Origin of the sequence: Shewanella sp. Actino-trap-3 (assembly GCF_002836275.1) — a bacterium.
GTDB classification, from domain to species: domain Bacteria; phylum Pseudomonadota; class Gammaproteobacteria; order Enterobacterales; family Shewanellaceae; genus Shewanella; species Shewanella psychromarinicola.
On the sequence record NZ_PJCE01000001.1, the window covers coordinates 3,622,066 to 3,641,343 of the forward strand.

Genomic DNA, 19,278 nt, shown 5'->3' on the forward strand with positions numbered 1-19,278 from the left:
ATGAAACTAGCCAGAAATATTCTTTTAGTCGACGATGAAGCCGCTTGGTTAAGAACGTTAGCGGTCACCCTTAATCGTCTGGTTCCGGAAGCGGATATTGACAGCTGCGTAGATAGTCGCCAAGTGAAGAATCGATTACAAGTTGGCGACTATGCGCTAGTGCTACTCGATCTCACCATGCCATTTCACTCTGGCGAAGAGTTATTAGCGATGATCCGCAGTGATTTCCCCAACACCCGAGTCATTATTGTGACGGGGGTTAACGAAGTCGACACCGCAGTACGTTGCATTAAAAAAGGCGCCTATGACTACTTTATTAAAACCGACAATGTCGATGACCTCGCGCATACAGTGCGCCGAGCACTGGAAGTCGTCGGGCTGGAAAGAAACTATCTCTATATTAAGGAGAAATTTCTAAGTCGTACTTTAGACACCCCGCAAGCGTTCAATAATATTTTAACTTGCGAGCCACAGCTATTGGATCAGTTCCGCTATCTCGAAGCCGTCTCATGCAGTCCTGAGCCCTTATTAATTGTTGGCGCTAGCGGCACAGGTAAAAGCGAATTTGCCAAATCTTGCCATACACTTTATAGCCCTAACGAACCGTTCATCAGTCTCAATCTCGCGGGCATTAGTAGCGAGTTCTTCGAGCAGAAAATGTGTGGTCAACTGTATCATCACAGTAATGGTGAATTAGACGCGGTTGCAGGCTTACTGCATCAAGTTGGTAGCGGGGTGATCTATCTTAACGAGATAGGAGCCCTGCCGCTAAACGCACAAGTTAGACTATTAGAGTTTTTAGAAACCAAACAATATTACCCCTTAGGAAGCGACACCGCCTACCCAGTAAAATGTAAGTTTGTGGTCTCAACTCAAGATGATTTACGTAAACTTCACCAAGCGGGTGAGTTTAGGAGCGATCTACTCTACCGTTTACGCGCCCATAAAATTAAATTACCGCCATTAGCGGCCCGCCAGTTAGATATCGCTATGTTGATCAATCATTTCATCGCCCTAGCAGCCGCTGAAATGAATTTACCCGCACCGATCCAACCCGCAGACTTAGCGCCTAGCTTAGCTAGCTATGACTTTCCCGGTAATCTACATGAGCTCAAAGGGATGGTATTCGATGCGGTAAGTAGAAGTGATGGTATAGCGCTTAACACTTCTGCTTTTATGGAAGCGATTAATGAACACAAATTATTGACTGAAGCCCCTCAAGATCTCATCATCTTCCCTAAAGTGTTGCCAACACTCGCGCAGATGAATCAAGCCTTAATGGATGAAGCGATGAGCCGTACAGCCAACAATCAAACTGCCGCTGCGCAGGTGCTTGGGATCAGTCAAAGTGCATTGAGTCGACGACTCAAAGGACATTAGCGCTGAATGTGCTGCAGTTTAGTTAAACATGTATAAATAGTGGCGATTGAGTGCAGGTCTTGTGACATGTTAACGATACATATTTCAACATTAGTCTTAGTGCTACACAAAAGCTTGTTAATGCCATTGTGCGGCCTTAAAAGCTGGCCAAACAATAGCCAATGTAATACACCAATTAATGCTTTTTACGAGGTTTTGATTGATATTGGATGATCATCATTTAACTGCAGTAAGTCCCAAAGATTGCCATAGAGATCTTCAAATACTGCGACAGTGCCATAATCTTGTTCTTGTGGCGGCCTAACGAACTTTATCCCGTCAACTACCATGCGGTGATAGTCTCGCCAAAAATCATCGGTGTTCAAAAAAAGAAAAACACGTCCGCCAGTTTGGTTACCGATAACATCATTCTGCTCCGGCTTCGATGCCCGTGCTAACAGTAACGACACTCCGCTTGAACCTGGAGGGGAAACAACTACCCAACGTTTGTCCTGTTCTGCTTGATAGGTATCTTCGATTAACTCAAATTTCAATTTATTGACATAAAACTCGATAGCTTCATCATAATCTCTCACGACTAAAGCAATGTGAACTATTGATTGTTTCATTGTTATTCCATTGAATTTATTATCGTATTTCTAATAGATGTTCTCGTGTAAAAGTTTAACTAGACATTATTGATTTCAATCATGTTTTTCATTTTGAACTTTAGCATGTTATTAGACTTACATCCTTGCGCGTCTTCTCTTCCTAAAGGGCATGGCGAAAGTTCACTAAATAATGCTGTATTAATACTAAATAGTCCTTTTTCTTTTTTTAACATACCTTGCTTCTTTAAGCTTCCTAACATTAAGTCCAACTTTATGATGCTAATATGTAATATATCTGCAATCTCTTCTCGGGTTAGTTTTATATCAATGGTAAGCCACATTGATGAAAATTCTGTTTTAAAAGCAACGAGAATATCAAAGAGAAATTTAATGAGTTTATCTTCTGGTGAAGAGGTTAATAAGAAAATAGCCAGTGCAGTTTGTCTTTCAGTAAAATAGTTTGCATCAAACATAAAACGAGTAAAAAGCTCAATATCTTCTTTTATTAGGTTTTTTATCAAAGATTTGTCAACAATCGTTATCTGACTGTCTCTTGCGACCTTAATGCTTTTACAGCAAGTACAATTATTCTCTAATAGTAAATGATAATCAGTCAATCTATGTGGGATAATGACATTTACAAATTTAGGTTTGGTATAGTTGTTTGTTCGTTTTATATAAAATATCAAGCCTGTATTTAAATAGATAAAATTGTTAAGTAGGATGCTTTTTGGGATTAACTCACCTTTGCTTAAGGTTATTAGTTCACCATTTTCTTTAATGAAACTCATTATGTCGGGTTTAACTATGTCAGGAAAGAATATAGTAGATTTACCTTTCATTTCAGGACTTAAGGACATAACGCGAGCCATATAAATACACCTTAATGTTTAATTATCATTACATAAATTACCAATCACATATGTACCAGTATAAACCCAAACCGGATAGAACAAGTTTAAATTCTATACATATTAATATTGTGTGGTGCTAATCACATGTTTTTCTAAGTTGTGACTAACACAGCTAATAATTAACAAATACCATTAGTTTTATTTTTTGTTAAGTTAATCACATGTTATTTACAATTGTTTATACCTGTATAAAGGTTTTTGGGTGGATGATTTGGTTAAATTAGCTCAAGAAATTTGAAGGTGCTAAAAAAATATTAAGTAGAGCCCCCGACTGGTTAACATTGTTTGGCTTCGATAGTGATGCAATAAAATAAGTTTATGATTTTATTTTCTAAAATAAATATAAAAACTTATTTTAAAGAAGTAATTATTTTACAGGTAATAAAATGAAAGTAAAAATTTCAGATTTTGGGAGGTATTTAAAAATGAGATCTATCTATCAACTAGCCATACTCATAGGTTGCGGATTATTCGTAATGCAAAGTTCTCATGCGTTACCTTGGGACGATTTAACCACAGAACAATTAGAAATACAGCTACAACAAAAGTTTGATGAGGGGAAATATTCTTCTAAAGGGGCAGACTCCTGCCTTATGTGTCATAAAAAAAATGAACAGGTGATGGACTTATTTAAGGGCACCCATGGAAAAGTTATTTCCGAGGATTCCCCAATGGCAGGTTTGCAATGCGAAGCATGTCATGGCCCTCAAGGCCAGCATAACCGAGGTGGTAAGGAGCCCATGATTGCTTTTGGTCCTCAAAGTAAGCTGCCGGCAAGTTCTCAAAACAGCGTATGTGAAGGTTGCCATAACGATGCACAGCAGATGAGTTGGCATAATAGTACTCATAATCTTGAAGAAGTTGCCTGTGTAGATTGCCATAAGATCCATGCGGCAAAAGATCCTGTTATGGATAAACTGACTATCAATGACACCTGTGTCAGCTGTCATACCAGCCAAAAAGGCGATATGAATAAGCGCTCTTCACATCCCTTGAAGTGGAACAGCATGACATGTGTTGATTGCCATTCACCTCATGGCTCAATGAGTGAGAATGCGTTAGTTAAACCCACAGTAAATGATACTTGTTATAGCTGTCATGCTGAAAAACGCGGTCCTTTCTTATGGGAACATGCGCCAGTAACTGAAAATTGCGTTACCTGTCATAACCCTCACGGCAGTGTTAATGAATCCTTAGTCAAGCATCGTGCACCGCAATTATGTCAGCAATGTCATGCTAATGATGGACATGCTAGTCGAGTCGTCGCTGAGTCAGGTATTGATGCTTTTGGTGGCGGTAAAAGTTGCCTGAATTGCCATAGTCAAATTCATGGTTCAAATCATCCCTCAGGCAGCTTGCTGCAACGCTAATGGAGAGCAAGATTATGTCATTCAAAATCAATCTTATTACTGTATCGATATTAGTGGCGATATCTGGGCCCAGTTTCGCAGCGAATTTTGGGGTGAACAATGCCAACACCAATAATGTAAATAGTAGCAACTATGAATGTAACCGTTGTGTTGAAAATTCAGCTTATAGCGGCAAGCTAGATGTTGCTCTTGGCTATAACGACATTGATGATATACATGCAGGTAACGCACTCGGTACTTCAGAGGATGGCGCTATTGGTTCAGTGAGCAGTGATATTCTGTTTCAAAATAAATCTGGATATCAAGCTCAATTAATCGCACATCAGTTGGGTTTCGATAATAGCTTTGCCAGTTTACAAATCGGCGATTCAGGTTTATATGAGTTGGTCTTAGATTACGCTTCAATAAAAACCATTAAAGCAGGCGATGTGAATAGTCAGCTTTGGCATAACGACGGCATGCTAACCCCAAGTGCTGATGTCAATACGTTTAACTTAGCACTAGAAAGAGAGAAGCTGGGGGTAGGGGTTGTCTATAAAAATGACGAATACAATAGTTTTGTCAGTTACAACCAAGAAGATAAAACCGGCCACCGTTCAAGCAGTATCGTGACGCCTAGCCCTATCAATATCGGCTTACCCGTTAACGCGACTACTTCGCAATGGGATGCGGGGATAGGTCTTAATGGCGATAACTGGACCACTGATCTGAGTTATTCTGGAAGCATTTACAATAATAAAATAAGTGACTTAAGCCTACCTTATTTAAATGATGTCTATGCTGCAGCTCCAGATAGTCAAGCTCATCAAATATCACTTTCTGGCAATTATCGCATTGATCAGACCGTGATGAGTGGACGTGTTGCGACTGGACGAATGATCCAAGATGAAAATTTAATTCAAATGAGTGGTAATCCACTGCAAAGCTGGGACGGTCAAGTCGATACTATCGATGGCCGGTTTGCGGTGACATCCATGCTAAGTAATCGACTTCGCTTGGGTGGGAAAATCGATTATAACAAGCGTGATAATAAGAGTTCGACTGCAGAATTTGCCCAATACAACTTCAATAGTTTAACCGGTGCGTTTAGACAAAATACGCCTTTAGATTATGAACGTAACAATTATGGTGTGAATGCGAGTTACAGAATCGCCAGCGGTTATCGTTTACAGGCAGGTTATGACAGTAAAGAAATTACTCGTAATTATAGTGAACGTGAACAAACTCAAGATGACACATTATGGGTGAAATTAAACATACGTAAGTTTGAAATGTTCAATATCAATTTAAAATCTGAGTATGCTAATAGAGATGGTTCAAAATTTGAATCAGATATTTTAACCGCATCCGAAGAAAATGCATTACTCAGAAAATATTATTTAGCTGACCGAACTCGTAATGCTTATGAATTAAAATTATCCCATACACCTAATGATTGGATGAGTGTTGATGTGACATCTCGATATGCCAAAGATGAATATAAACATACCGAAGTTGGATTATTAGATTCAGAAGATTATGGCTATGACGCCAATATAAGTATTCAGATTAGTAAAAATGTTGATACTTATGGTTTTATCGGTCAGCAATGGATTAATTCGTCTCAAGCAGGCAGTCAAGTCAGTAATTCATATTGGTATACAGATGTAGAAGATGAATTTATTAACGTTGGTGCTGGATTTAATTATAGAGGGTTAATGCAAGATAAATTAACAATAGGTATGGATTATCTATTTGCTAATTCAACGAGTAATACCAATGTGAATGTAGATAATAGTCTCCCATATGGTGATTATTACAGTTATAACCACAGTGCCAGTGTATATGCTGATTATGCATTAAATCCACAAATGGCACTTAAACTAAGTTATCGATACGAGCGTTATTACGACACCGATGCTGCATCTGTTGAGATCGCCAGTATACCCGGACTAGTAACACTTCAAGATATAAACCATGACTATAACGCACACCAAGTGATGTTGTCATTTAGCTACAAATTGCATTAAACGTATCGTAAATACTACGCGAGGATATAGAAATGGAACGTAGAAATTTCTTAAAAATGAGTGCAGCAATAGGCGCTGCAGCAACTATCACTGGGTGTGAAGATAGTGCGAAAGAAATCAATGTAATACCGCCTGGAGTACCAGAAAGTTCGCTTGAACAACTTAACTGGTCTGCATGCTTGGTAAACTGTGGTTCAAATTGCCCTATTAAAGTATTCAGTAAAGACGGGGTTATCACTCGAATAGAAACTGACCATGAAACAACCGATGAATATGGTGTAAACCATCAGGCTCGAGCATGTCCACGTGGTCGTTCACTTCGTCAAAGAACCTATGCAACTGACCGACTACGTTCACCAATGAAACGTGTGGGTAAACGAGGCGAGGCAAAATTTGTCCCTATCAGTTGGGAACAAGCTTATTCAGAAATAGGCTCAAAATTACAAGCCATTAAAGATAACTACGGCCCTGAATCCATTTATATGCATTACGGTACAGGCGCTTATTATGGTTTCTCATCGAATACCGCAACCTGGGGTCGATTACTGAATTTAAATGGCGGTTTTCTAGACCATCATTGGGATTATTCATGGGCCGGTGTGTATCCAGCGTGTATGGCGACTTATGGCGATCAATGGGATAGCATTGGCGGCAGCTCATTAAGCGAAATCGTTAACTCTGATTTATTTGTTGGCTTTGGTTTTAATCCAAACGAAACACGCATGAGTGGTAGCGGTGAAGGCTATGATTTTGTTAAGTCTTTAGAAAATAATAAAAAGAATATTAAAGTCTGGATGGTAGAACCAAGATACACAGATTCAATGCGTGGCAATGAAGATGAGTGGCTTGCGATCCGCCCTGGTACTGATGCAGCGTTAATTGAAGCGGTTATTTATCAAATGATTAATAGTGGCTGGGTTGACCAAAACGCGAAACCATTTTTAGATAAATATGCTGTGGGTTATGACAAAGCATCGCTAGTCAATACTAAGGCGTCTGTTACGCTAAACGCCGATCCGTTCATTGCTTCACATGCTGAATTTATCGACCCAGACCAAAATTACCATGATTACATTATGGGCCAAGGCATATTTGAGCAAGATGGCGCTAAAACGCCAGATTGGGCTGCAGTGGTATGCGGAGTCCCTGCGTATAAAATTGAACAGTTAGCTACCGCTATGATGGCCGCTGAAGCCCCCTATATTTCTGCAGGTGCAGGTATTAGTCGACATGCCAATGGCGACCAAGCCACTAGAGCCGTTTACACCTTAGCCATTATGACCGGAAAAATAGGTCGTGCTGGTGTCAATAGTGGTGCAATGCCTTCAAGCTATAGCTTTGGTGTTGCAGGTATGCAAGCAGGTAGCAATCCAGTAGATGTTACCATCCCTGTTTTCACATGGTCTGATGCCGTTGTGCGCGGTGAAGACTTTAGCGGAACGTCAGATGGCGTTCGCTTTAAATCTAGCGGTAGCCAAGAGCGGGTTGATAACAATCCAGCTAAACTGGGTACCAATATTAAGGCTATTATCAACTGCGCGGGTAACGCTTTACTGAATCAACACTCAGACAGTAATGGCACCGCTCAAATCTTACAAGATGACAGTAAGTGTGAACTGATTATTGTCAGTGATTGCTGGATGACATCGTCAGCTAAATTTGCCGATTACTTACTGCCAGATAGCACTTGGCTAGAATCAGTAGATTATGCAAACGATTCATATGCATCTGGTCAAATGGCCTATGCAACCTTTATGAGTACCTCACTGAAGCCGTTAGGCGAATCGCAATCTATGTATGAAATCTGTGCTGGTATTGCTAACGCTATGGGTAATGGTGCTGCATACACTGAAGGGCTTACCGGTGAACAATGGTGTGAAAAGCTTTATCAAGAAACTAAGTCGATGAATGCCGATGTCGATATGCCTGATACATATCAAGAAGCCCAGAAAGTGGGGGTTTTCCGTAAATATATGTCTTCACCAGTTATCGCATTCCAATCCTATATTCAAGATCCCATTGCGAATCCAAGACCAACAATATCAGGAAAATTTGAGATTTTCTCATTATCACTGGCACGAAAAGCGGCAACGTGGTCTCTGCCTACTGGAGATGAAATTACCCCATTACCGCAATATGTTGTGACTTGGGATGGCTATCAAGATCAACAAGCTATTGATGCAGGATACCCATTGCAATTATGTGGCTACCACACTAAAGGCAGAACGCACTCAAGCTATCATAACGTGCCGTGGCTTCGCGAAGCGGTCGAAGATGCGGTATGGATGAACCCCAAAGATGCCTCTGCTCGAGGATTATCTGATGGTGATATGGTTCATGTTTATAACGGTAGAGGAACAATTGAAATGCCGATAAAACTCACGCCCAGAGTCACTCCTGGAGTATGTGCTTTAGGGCAAGGTGCTTGGTATAAACCAGATGCGAGTGGAAAAGTCGGTCCATCTGGCCATGTTGTAGATATTGGAGGCTGTATTAACACACTAACAAAATATCATCCTTCCCCAATATCAAAGGGAAATCCACAGCACACCAATCGTGTTCAGGTAGTCAAGGCTTGAGGGGTAAATTAAAATGACACAAGAAACTCAATTAGGATTCTATTTCGATAGCAGTAAATGTACTGGCTGTAAAACTTGCCACATAGCCTGTAAAGATCGAATGGTTGGTATAACGCGTAATAAAGATGATGTCAGCACTCAAGGTGTATCCGCATTACCCGGCATGCTATGGCGAAGAGTCTATGAATATGGCGGTGGTACGTGGGAGCAAAATAGCGATGAGAGTTATGAGCAAAATATATTTGCCTATTATGCCTCTATCGGTTGTAACCATTGTAATGAACCTGTGTGTGTAAAAGCATGTCCCACAGGAGCCATGCATAAAAGAAAAGAAGATGGTTTGGTACTGGTTCAAGAGTCGTTATGTATTGGCTGCGAAAGCTGTTCAAGAGCTTGCCCGTACGATGCGCCTCAGATTGATATTGAACGCAAAGTCATGACCAAATGTGACGGTTGTTCTGATAGGCTAGCAGAAGGTAAAAAACCGATTTGTGTTGAGTCATGCCCTTTACGAGCGCTGGACTTTGATACGATGGAAAACCTTCGCGCTAAATATGGCAACGGCGATGGCCACTTTGCTCCATTACCATCAGAATCGATTACATCGCCGAACTTAATTGTTAAGGGTTCTAGGAAAGCACAACCCGTTGGTTCGAGCATGGGTCGGATCTTAAACGTTCGAGAAGTATAAATTAGTAAATACAGGGTGTAATAATGTTATTACACCCTTCTTTCCTAGTTAAATTTATAACCAAATGTGAATGATATGAACATTGAAAAGCTTCAAGATTTACAGGCAATTGCCAATGTATTGCATTCTGTACTGACCGTTTATCCCGAGTCGGACTTAATCAATACCTTTAAACAGCAAGATATTGTTGAAAACTGGCCTAAGTTGTTAGCCACAGATCCCGACAATAAAGGATTAACGCACCTAAAAGCTTATATTGATCAATGGACCGATAATGAAGAAGAGCTACTTAAGCTGAAACTCGAATATGGAGTACTATTCTATGGCCCTGGTACGCCTTTAGCCGCGCCTTGGGGCTCAGCCTATACAAGTTCTTCACAGTTGCTTAATGACCACAGTACCATTACTTTAAAACGGTTTTATGCCGCTAACAATATCAATATCGACATGAAAATGAATGAACCTGTCGATCATATTGGGTTAATATTTGCGGTACTGTCATTCTTATTGAACAAAGCGATTGAAGCACCACAAAATCCAAATATTCAACAAGCGATAGATGAATTACTAGAGCAACATTTGCTGCCTTGGGCTTACCGATGTCTGGAGCTCGCCTATACCCATGCTGAAACAGACTATTATAGAGGATTCTCCATTTTAGCGAGAGATTATCTGTTGTATCTTGAACAAACATTTGAACTTACACCCAAAAAAATCGCAATTTATCGGTAGGTTAATATCAATGGCATTTCTTCAATCATTAGTACAACAATGGCACAAAGCTGATTTAGGTTATAGCTTGTTGTTAAACTTTCGGCGTTCAGAAGAAATAATGCAATTATTTAATGGTGCTACTGATATCAAGACGGTAACTAACTTAATCGCCGCGTTAGTGTACTGTGAGGGTGAACCAATATGGTTAACAAAAGAGAATCAAGATACTGAAAGTCCTCTAAAAGATGAATTAGTTTTTAAATGCCTAGTCATAAACTGCCAAATTTTATTTATAAAAGTATCTCAAAGAAATAATTTAAACCAAGCGGAAAGGCTAATTCTTACTTTATCTAATGTATGGGTTAATAAAAAACGTGATGATCAAAGTAGTGGGGATTTTATTAATCTTATTAAAAGAATATATGCTCAGGTTTATTCAATAGATCTAGAAAGTAGAGTTAACATTAAAAACATGAAATAAGTACTTAATTATATATATCATCTGCAATCTGTAACTGAATTAACACCAAAAAGATAGATCCTCAAAAAGTCAAAAGATAACATTAACGTTAAAAATCCGAGTAAGTTTGACTGCTATGGCAACGTTAAACATTAGAGTAAAAGTCGGCAGTTAATTTTACAGTCATACTTAAATTATTCATTAATATCATATTGTTAAGTCTAGGGCTTGCAAGTCGATAACGAGTTTATTACTCAAGCTCAATTAGGTAAAAACCATTCTCGATTAACATAAAAATATGTAGTTATATTATTTAATAAAACTAATATTCAGTTATACACTGAGGTAGTAATAATATTGCTGTTTCATATAATATTTTTATTCAAAGGCTGACTGAATAATTAGATTTAATGTTAAGAAAAAGTAATAATAATGCCTATCTAATCCACATACAAAGTATTAGTTCACACTAATTCATCTAGTTGCGATGTTTATCTAACAACTCACTTACCTCGTTGAGATGCTTATCTAACAACTAGAAAAAAGCTACCATTTACTGCGGTTAAGTGATCTCGATCTAAACTCTATAATACCCAAAGAAGTAATATCTTATTCGATAATTAATGAGACGACTCTCATTCATGTTTTGAAGCGTAATTTTTGATGTGTAACTCAAACTTATCTACACATTCCACCGCTCAAAAAACGGTATAACAATTTAGGCGATAACTGCCTTGAAAATACCGTTAATAAAATAATACAAATAAATCAAAGGCAAATAGATGATGAAATGTAATAAGAATGTACTCGTGATTGCAATGGCAATGGCCGGTATCAGTGGCAGTGCCTTAGCAAGCGACACCCTTGCGGACGCATTTTCAGATGGTCAGTTTAAAGGACAAGTAAAGTCTTACTACTTCGATGAAAGCTATGACTCTAACGAAGCTGCCGACAACAACATATGGGCCAACGGTGGTTTCGTAAACTATAACACTGCTGAATTCTACGGCTTCAGTTTTGGCACCACACTACAAACTTCTCATGTGACCAGCATTGATGATCCTGCTGATAAGATGAAGACGTCTATGAATGCCCAAGGCGCCGTAATGTCGGAGTCTTATATTGGTTACAAATACAACAACACAAGCTTCAAAGGTGGTCGCCAATACATGGCACTACCTTTGATTAAAAGTTCGGGTTCGCGTTTGATTAAAGAATCTTTTGAAGCCTACTCGATTACCAATACCGATTTGCCAAATACACTCGTATCTTTAGCAAACGTAACAAAATACCAAACCCGTACGGATAAAGCTACTAAGTATACGAACGCAGCAACCTTTTTCAATGATGATGTACAGCGCGGAGATGTGGGCGGTTTCTACGATATTGGAACCGACGGTGCCGTGTCTTTATACATCAAAAATAATTCTGTTGAGAATTTAAATCTTCAAGCTCACTATGTTGATTTTATCGATGAAGTGGCGGATCTCTACGTTGATGCGACCTACACCTTTGGTGGCGAATTTCACCCATTTGTAGCTGCACAGTACTATGGCTCTAACTACGATGATGCCGCGACTGAAGATAGCTCGTTAATGGGTTATAAAGTCGGCGCATCGTTTAGCGGTTATAATGTGCACGCATCTTACACTACAGTTGATCAAGACGGTTCGGTTAATCGCGGTATTGGTGAGGCCGCCACAGCGTCATTCACCAGCTCTACGTTAACATCAGGCAACTACAATGCAGACGCTGATACTTGGCAAGTTGGTGTTGCTAAATCGTTTGCCGATTTGAAATTGAAACTGGTTCATACAGAAACAGATAACCCAATATCTAAAAATCAACTCACACAAACATACTTAGATGTTGGTTATACACTTTCTGGCGCATTCAAAGGCTGCTCGACTTCGATCCGTTACACCGTTTATGACTACGGCACTGACGCAGATGCAAAAGACAAGGGTGAGCTAAGAGCTAGGTTCTTTTACTCATTCTAAGCAATATAGACTTTGAGATGTGAAAAAGAGGCCTCCTGGCCTCTTTTTGATTGTTTCACAATAACCGCAACGCTAATTTTTTGCAGCCATTGGGTGACGAGGCTGCAGCGAAGTAACGAAAGTCAGCAGCAACATGGCACAAGAAACCTACAGCCAAGCCGCTCGCAGGGCTAAGCGCCTCATACGGCCAAACTCGTAATTCCAATTTTGATAGTCATGCTTGCCGCAACATCTTTTACAGCCTTGCGACTTATATTGGCAGCAAAGACAACAAACATAAGTCATTAAATTACCCATTTGGCACTACTTTTCAAGGTTAGCAGTTGTTTTCAACGCTGCAAGACCTCGGCTATTTTACTTTTGCTAAACCAGTAGAAGTGATTGTTAATACCGATGACTTAGAATATGCATACCCAAAACCTTATGCCGGATCATTATCAGCAATTTAATTTGCAATGCATTACAGCATACCGCAGAAGGCCGAGTGATTATTGAGCAATCAGGCCACAGGGTCAATATCGAGAATCACTGTGACTCTACCGTATATGATGCAGATGATTTGGGCTTTGACCTAGGTCTTGAACTCACTCAAAAGTTGATTGCTCAGTATGGATGGTATTATCACCATACAGATATGGGCAGTGGCGGAAAAGTGTCAGTGGTGTTTGGTGACCGTGATATTGGATTAGTATCTGCTTGATGATCGTCATCATGCCTAATACTGGTTAGCTTGGTGTGTGCTTATCGCGCAGCAATGAGCATTTAGCCCATAACGATAAAACGATTGAACTCTTTCATCTTAGTACAGCCATTAAGTAAGGGCTATGCTTTAGCTTTTACGTTTATTCGCTTGTTATCGCTCGTCACCGCTTGCTCGCATGATTTTATAACATCTAGCAGCCGCAAAGCGTCCTAGCCTCTAGGCTTGTAGCTCGTATAGCCTATAGGCCTTTCGCTTCGCTTTTAGCATGACATCACCCAGAAACAGGTTGTTTTTCATCTTGGCCATCGGGAGTTCCCGTAGGATTTTTGCAACGAACATTTTGAAGTGACTTGGGTACGGCAGCGTTATTTAGCCCTGTTTAGGCTGGTTATCATTAATGTATTCAGCTTGTTGCTGCTTCCGTTTCTATGCCTGTTCATGGATCTTTTTTACAACAATTTATTATAATAAGATTATCATTTAATTATTTTAATATGATAATCGCATTATAACTGCAAGGCTGTTGAATTGTATGTATATGAGCATATAATTACCGGTATCTCTTTGCACGCCGAAGACAGTTTGGTTTTACGAGGTTACTTGACGATGAAATATAGAAAGCATTTATTTTCTTTGCGAATTGGTCATGCACTTAGAGAGTCCTTAAAAGATGTTCCTTACAAGGCTACTGCATTTTATAAAGATTTATTAGCGGGTTTGACCGTAGGCATTATTGCCATTCCGTTGTCGATGGCGTTGGCTATTGCCATTGGTGTTGCGCCCCAATACGGTTTATATACTGCCATTATTGCCGGTTTTATTACCCCGTTTACGGGGGGGTCGCGTTATAGCGTATCGGGTCCTACCGCTGCGTTTGTGGTGATTTTATATCCTATAGTCCAACAATATGGCTTATCAGGTTTACTGCTTGCCAGTCTCTTATCTGGGCTTATTTTGATCATCATGGCGCTGTTTCGGCTAGGACGATATATTCAATATATCCCAGAGTCCGTCACGTTAGGCTTTACCGGCGGTATTGCCGTGGTGATTGCGGTGCTGCAAGTTAAAGGGTTTTTCGGCTTAAGCATTACCGAGATGCCCGAAAGTTTTGTGGGTAAAGTTGTTGCGTTAGCCCAAGCATTACCGGCATTTTCACTGCCGACATTGCTGGTGGGATTAAGCGCGTTAGGGGTGTTTATTCTGTGGCCTAAACTCAAGATCGCTGTTCCAGCCCATCTTCCTGCTGTGGTTATCGCCAGTCTGGTGGCGGCGGTATTTAACCAGCAAGGCTTTAATGTGGCCACCATAGGTTCTACTTTTAGTTTTACCTTGCCTGATGGCTCTTTGGGGGCCGGCATTCCATCAATGTTGCCCGACTTTCAATGGCCTTGGCTACGCACGCAAGCAGATGAATCGCCTTTGGTGTTGAGTTGGGCAGTAGCAAGCGACTTGTTGTCTGCTGCATTTGCGATTGCCATGTTAGGTGCGATTGAATCGTTACTGTGCGCCGTGGTGCTCGACGGCATGTCAGGTAAAAAGCACAGTGCCAACAGTGAATTACTTGGCCAAGGCATTGGTAACATTATCACGCCATTTTTTGGCGGTATTACCGCAACAGCCGCCATTGCACGCTCTGCCGCTAACTATAAAGCCGGCGCGGTAAGCCCGATTGCGGCCATGTGTCATGCGGTTGTGGTGTTGGTGTCTTTATTATCGTTAAGTACTATTTTGGCTTATATCCCGATGGCAGGCATGTCGGCATTGCTGATCATGGTGGCATGGAACATGAGCGAAGCCCACAAGATTGTCCACTTGGTGAAAAAAGCCCCCGCCAGCGAAGTGTTGGTGTTGATGGTGTGTTTGTCACTGACCATTTTCTTCGACATGGTGATCGCCATCAGTGCGGGGATTATTTTGGCGTCGTTATTGTTTATGAAGCAAGTGGCCGACATGACCAAGGTGAAAGACATCAGTGGACAGAAAAAGCACATACATGTTGAGTTACCCCCACGTTGGAAAGTGTTTAAGATTAATGGCCCGTTATTTTTTGCGGCCGCCGACACTGTGTTTGGTGAGTTAGGGCATTTAAGCACGAGCCAAGATGGGGTGATTTTATACCTAGATGGGGTATCGATACTCGATTCCGGCGGAGTGGCAGCGCTGTACAAATTCCTCGGTAAATGTCGACATAATAACACTCGGGTATTGTTGGCCGATTTCCAATTTCAGCCACTTAAAACCTTAGCTAAAGCGGGCTTTGCACCAGATGGCGTTCATTGCGAGACCTATTCAACCTTGGCTGATGCGCTAGATGATGTGGTTCGTGAGATTGCGGTTAGTAAAATATAAGAAACGCCATACTGACGGATTAATACCAGAAGTATTGGTTGGTCAGTATGGCGCTTGCTATTTTGTCATTAGGTGACGGTGATCTGTGTTTATTTGCTAGCCGGTGCCACTTCAATATACTGCCAAGCGTCTGCAATGTGCAGTCTTGCTGAAGTAACGTGCTTATTACGCTCAACATTAATGTGGTAAGTAATCACTTGCTCACCTTGAATACGACGCTTTGGTTCATCAAGTGTGACATTGATTTTATAATCAACTTGCTGTTGCCAGTAATCGATTCCCGGTTTACCAGCGGCATTGCGATAATCATTTGGCGTGGGTAGGCTCTCTTCAAGTTGACGAAACTTGTCGTCGAAATGCTGCTTGCTTTGGACCATTTCTGTAGCCGAACTTGTAAAGGTTGCTGAACTGGTCAATGCCAATAACAGCTGGTGACGATACACGCGCACAAATACTCCTATGACGTCAGCAAGCTGATGCCAATAATCCCAAAATGATGATTTATTATGTTTTTGTTGGCGGAGTGTAACTAAGTTGACAAGGTTATGCAGTGAGAAGAGTGTTACGAAGTTTTGCACCTTGCTGATGCCAATTCCCTATGGCATAAAAACAGCTAGCAGTATTAATTGAAGCTAGGCAGAAACTTTTGCAGGTTTTTGTGGCGGGCTTCACCTGAGGTTAATTCAGGTAAAATTTTGTACTTATTGATAATCTGTTGATATTCGCCATTAGCTTTTAGTATCTCTATGCCGTTAGCAAAGGTGATCGCATGGGCTTTATTTTGCTGACTAAAACCAACATACAAGGGCACAGGTTTTCCTATGGTGCCAGCATAGCGAAGCTGTTTACTTAAATTTAATTGACTCGCGGTGTACTCAATAACATTTCTGTTGTCGACGATCACGGAATGACGGCCTTTTACAAGGCGAATAATATTCATCGCTAATGGATCGCTACCTGAGGCAAAGTACGTATTAGCATGCGCGTTAAACCAGGCGTCAAGTGCTGCGCCATAGCCGTAACCATTCACTATCGCCGCTTGTTGAGTTTTATTCAGGTCGCTAATCTGCTTAAATGACTCATTACTGTCAACAAGAGTATAAAAGTCGTTGCTGTTATAGCCCAAAATCACATCAGCACTGAGTAATTGATTGTCGGCTATCGCGCTTGAGGTCAGTGCAAGGACTGCATCAATATTGTTTCTTTGCAGTTCAATCAATGCCCGCTTAAACGGAAGCTTTCGAAATTCAACGGCTTGACCTTGGATCTCAAAAGCGCGACGGGTTAGTTCTACAACGTATCCAGTTTGATTTTCGCAGATATACGGACACCAAATATCTGAGGCGATACGAAGAGGCGCAGAGTGGGCATTAATACTGAAAAGAGACAGTAAAACGATAAAGTACTTTAACAAGTATTTTGCTCCATGATTTGAATGGGCGAGTATAGTAATTGTTTAAAGTGTATAGACAACCTTTTTTGATTAAAAAAGATACTAGTTTAGTTGTTCCTTAATAAACATGTCTGTTTTGTGAACAGATCCCAGAGCCCTATAACAGGTTGTTAATTCTGGTTACTTTTTGATAACAACCAACCGAGATAATATTTTTATGGCGACATTAAATAGACAATTTACCCATGTGGTTGTTGAACAAACCGGCGAACCCAGTGTGATGACCATGACTCAGTCAACGCTTGCGATGCCAACCGCGGGCCAAGTGACGATTAAAGTGTATGCTGCTGGCGTTAATGGCCCAGATATCAAACAGCGCGCTGGTGCTTACCCACCTCCAGCAGATGCCAGCCCTATTCTTGGTTTAGAAGTGGCGGGTGAAATTGTTGCTGTAGCCGACGATGTCACTCAGTGGCGAGTAGGCGATAAAGTGTGTGCATTAGTGCCTGGTGGCGGCTATGGCGAGTTAGTCAATACTTACGCAGCTCATTGCTTACCTATTCCCACCGGTTACAGTTACGTACAAGCTGCTGCTCTGCCAGAAACCTTTTTTACTGTTTGGGGTAACTTATTTATTCGCGGCGGGCTTAAAGCAGGTGAAACCGTGCTTATTCATGGTGGTTCTGGCGGAATTGGTACTACTGCGATTCAAATGGCGAGTTGTCTAGGCGCGACCGTTTTTGCTACCTCGGGCAGTGCAGAAAAATGCCAATATTGTCTTGAGCAAGGCGCCAGTGTGGCGATTAATTATAACCAGCAGCATTTTGTTGAACCCATCTTAGAGGCGACGGGTGGCCAAGGGGTTAATGTGATTATGGACATTGCCGGTGGCGACTTTATTAATGAGAACTTAAAAGCCATCGCAGTAGACGGGCGCATGGTATCGGTATCAATGGAGCGTGGTGCACAGGCCAACGTGGATATTTTCCGCATTATGGCGAAGCGGGTAGTGTGGACAGGTTCAACCCTTCGACCACAAAGTGTGGCTAATAAAGCCCAAATTGCACAAGGCTTGGCTCAATATGTATGGCCATTATTGAATAACGGTGAAATGAGTATCCCTGTCGACAGCGTATTTGCTTTTTCGCAGGTGGTTGAGGCGCACCAGCGAATGGAGTCTGGGCAACATAAAGGCAAAATAGTGTTAGCTCTGCAAGCGCAAGCTGATTAAGTCATGCACAGAGTAGCGATTGGGTCTTAATCAGCGATATATTTTGATAAAAAACTTGAAGCTTGGTTTTTTTAAGCTAAAGTCGTGATGACATAGTGATTGGCCTGAAAGTGGTTAATCACTTTTGTGGGACGTTTATTTGGTGAGAAAAATGACAGTAAAGTGTAAAAAACTGGCTACAACCGGCATTTTATACGATTACGTGAAAAATTCATCGTTTTAGGCATTGATTATCAGAAATATTCTGGTTAAATACCCACACAAATACAGAACAGATAATCGTGGCGCAGTATGAAGATGTTATCTTCAATAATTCTGCATCATTTTTAGAATATGTGTTGATTAAGGGCGTTAGCATATATGTATAACACGGCAAAAAAACAAGTTTGGTTTGGTGAATTAAGAACATCGAAAGGTAATACGATTGTCGTTCATGATAATCAATTGCCAGAAGCGTCTCCGGGACGCATCTACTTATACAATACAATTCGAAACACAATTGTTGAGTATGTAGAAGACATCGTTAAAGTTAATTTATATGACTTGGATGATGAGCAAACAAAAGTCGCTGTCGCTGAGTTAAATGAAGCTTGGAAAGCGGAGCGTGCTGAGTTTATGTTAAAACATCAATCACGTATCGATTTGTCAAAAGTACCTGATACTGCGCCTTCTCGTAAGGCTAAACCTGTACCAGAGCCAGATGAAATTGTTGACACAGATGATGACATCCCAGAATTAGATGACGATGATGATGACGATAGCTTTGATGAAATGGGGGATAGCGTAGACGATTAAACAAGCAGATAACATTAAGTCTCCGACTCAAGGTGTTTCTGTGGTTAATCTTATAATCCTATTTTTATTTGTTATAGATGACTAACGGCATAAAGAATAA

17 protein-coding genes are annotated in these 19,278 nt (G+C 40.8%); 13 read left to right on the top strand and 4 right to left on the bottom strand.

What is annotated here, in order from left to right:
- The gene (locus tag CXF80_RS15610; protein ID WP_101033865.1) at positions 1–1,380 is read left to right on the top strand and encodes a sigma-54-dependent transcriptional regulator; all 1,380 of its coding nucleotides are present in this window, start codon (positions 1–3) and stop codon (positions 1,378–1,380) included.
- A gap of 185 nt (positions 1,381–1,565) precedes the next feature.
- Here CXF80_RS15610 and CXF80_RS15615 read toward each other — a convergent pair whose 3' ends face one another.
- Both CXF80_RS15615 and CXF80_RS15620 read right to left on the bottom strand, forming a co-directional pair.
- Positions 1,566–1,988 (bottom strand): VOC family protein, encoded by a 423-nt coding sequence (locus CXF80_RS15615; protein ID WP_101033866.1) that lies wholly within the window; start codon positions 1,986–1,988, stop codon positions 1,566–1,568.
- A 59-nt stretch (positions 1,989–2,047) separates the two neighbouring features.
- Positions 2,048–2,842, bottom strand: a complete 795-nt coding sequence (locus tag CXF80_RS15620) for a Crp/Fnr family transcriptional regulator (RefSeq protein ID WP_101033867.1) — start codon at positions 2,840–2,842, stop codon at positions 2,048–2,050.
- Positions 2,843–3,360: 518 nt separating this feature from the next.
- On the opposite strand from CXF80_RS15620, the gene CXF80_RS15625 reads away from it, so the two are divergent.
- The 10 genes from CXF80_RS15625 to dauA all read left to right on the top strand — a co-directional run bounded on the left by CXF80_RS15625 (position 3,361) and on the right by dauA (position 15,759).
- The gene (locus tag CXF80_RS15625; protein ID WP_269801262.1) at positions 3,361–4,254 is read left to right on the top strand and encodes a DmsE family decaheme c-type cytochrome; all 894 of its coding nucleotides are present in this window, start codon (positions 3,361–3,363) and stop codon (positions 4,252–4,254) included.
- A gap of 14 nt (positions 4,255–4,268) precedes the next feature.
- Positions 4,269–6,263 (top strand): MtrB/PioB family decaheme-associated outer membrane protein, encoded by a 1,995-nt coding sequence (locus CXF80_RS15630; RefSeq protein ID WP_101033869.1) that lies wholly within the window; start codon positions 4,269–4,271, stop codon positions 6,261–6,263.
- A 32-nt stretch (positions 6,264–6,295) separates the two neighbouring features.
- On the top strand, positions 6,296–8,842 hold the full coding sequence (locus CXF80_RS15635; protein ID WP_101033870.1) for a DMSO/selenate family reductase complex A subunit: 2,547 nt from the start codon (positions 6,296–6,298) through the stop codon (positions 8,840–8,842).
- A gap of 13 nt (positions 8,843–8,855) precedes the next feature.
- Positions 8,856–9,533, top strand: coding sequence for a DMSO/selenate family reductase complex B subunit (locus tag CXF80_RS15640; protein ID WP_101033871.1), 678 nt, complete (start codon positions 8,856–8,858; stop codon positions 9,531–9,533).
- Positions 9,534–9,608: 75 nt separating this feature from the next.
- Positions 9,609–10,265 carry a TorD/DmsD family molecular chaperone gene (locus CXF80_RS15645; RefSeq protein ID WP_232772117.1) on the top strand — a complete coding sequence of 219 codons (657 nt, stop codon included), beginning with the start codon at positions 9,609–9,611 and terminating at the stop codon, positions 10,263–10,265.
- Between the two features lie 10 nt (positions 10,266–10,275).
- Positions 10,276–10,728 (top strand): hypothetical protein, encoded by a 453-nt coding sequence (locus CXF80_RS15650; RefSeq protein WP_101033873.1) that lies wholly within the window; start codon positions 10,276–10,278, stop codon positions 10,726–10,728.
- Positions 10,729–11,489: 761 nt separating this feature from the next.
- A complete protein-coding gene (locus CXF80_RS15655; protein ID WP_101033874.1) occupies positions 11,490–12,707 on the top strand; it encodes an OprD family outer membrane porin in 1,218 nt (405 codons plus the stop codon).
- Between the two features lie 323 nt (positions 12,708–13,030).
- On the top strand, positions 13,031–13,156 hold the full coding sequence (locus CXF80_RS20640) for a hypothetical protein (RefSeq protein WP_269801263.1): 126 nt from the start codon (positions 13,031–13,033) through the stop codon (positions 13,154–13,156).
- Positions 13,157–13,191: 35 nt separating this feature from the next.
- Entirely contained in the window at positions 13,192–13,407 is a 216-nt protein-coding gene (locus CXF80_RS15660) for a hypothetical protein (RefSeq protein ID WP_101033875.1), read from the top strand.
- A 609-nt stretch (positions 13,408–14,016) separates the two neighbouring features.
- Entirely contained in the window at positions 14,017–15,759 is a 1,743-nt protein-coding gene (gene dauA / locus CXF80_RS15665) for a C4-dicarboxylic acid transporter DauA (protein ID WP_101034792.1), read from the top strand.
- Positions 15,760–15,848: 89 nt separating this feature from the next.
- On the opposite strand, the gene CXF80_RS15670 is transcribed toward dauA, so the two are convergent.
- Positions 15,849–16,208: a hypothetical protein gene (locus tag CXF80_RS15670; RefSeq protein ID WP_101033876.1), complete on the bottom strand. Its 360-nt coding sequence runs from the start codon at positions 16,206–16,208 to the stop codon at positions 15,849–15,851.
- A gap of 173 nt (positions 16,209–16,381) precedes the next feature.
- The gene (locus CXF80_RS15675; RefSeq protein WP_157822240.1) at positions 16,382–17,173 is read right to left on the bottom strand and encodes a substrate-binding periplasmic protein; all 792 of its coding nucleotides are present in this window, start codon (positions 17,171–17,173) and stop codon (positions 16,382–16,384) included.
- Between the two features lie 196 nt (positions 17,174–17,369).
- On the opposite strand from CXF80_RS15675, the gene CXF80_RS15680 reads away from it, so the two are divergent.
- Positions 17,370–18,383, top strand: a complete 1,014-nt coding sequence (locus CXF80_RS15680; RefSeq protein ID WP_101033878.1) for an NAD(P)H-quinone oxidoreductase — start codon at positions 17,370–17,372, stop codon at positions 18,381–18,383.
- A gap of 360 nt (positions 18,384–18,743) precedes the next feature.
- Positions 18,744–19,178, top strand: a complete 435-nt coding sequence (locus CXF80_RS15685) for a hypothetical protein (protein ID WP_101033879.1) — start codon at positions 18,744–18,746, stop codon at positions 19,176–19,178.
- The last annotated feature ends 100 nt before the right edge of the window (positions 19,179–19,278 follow it).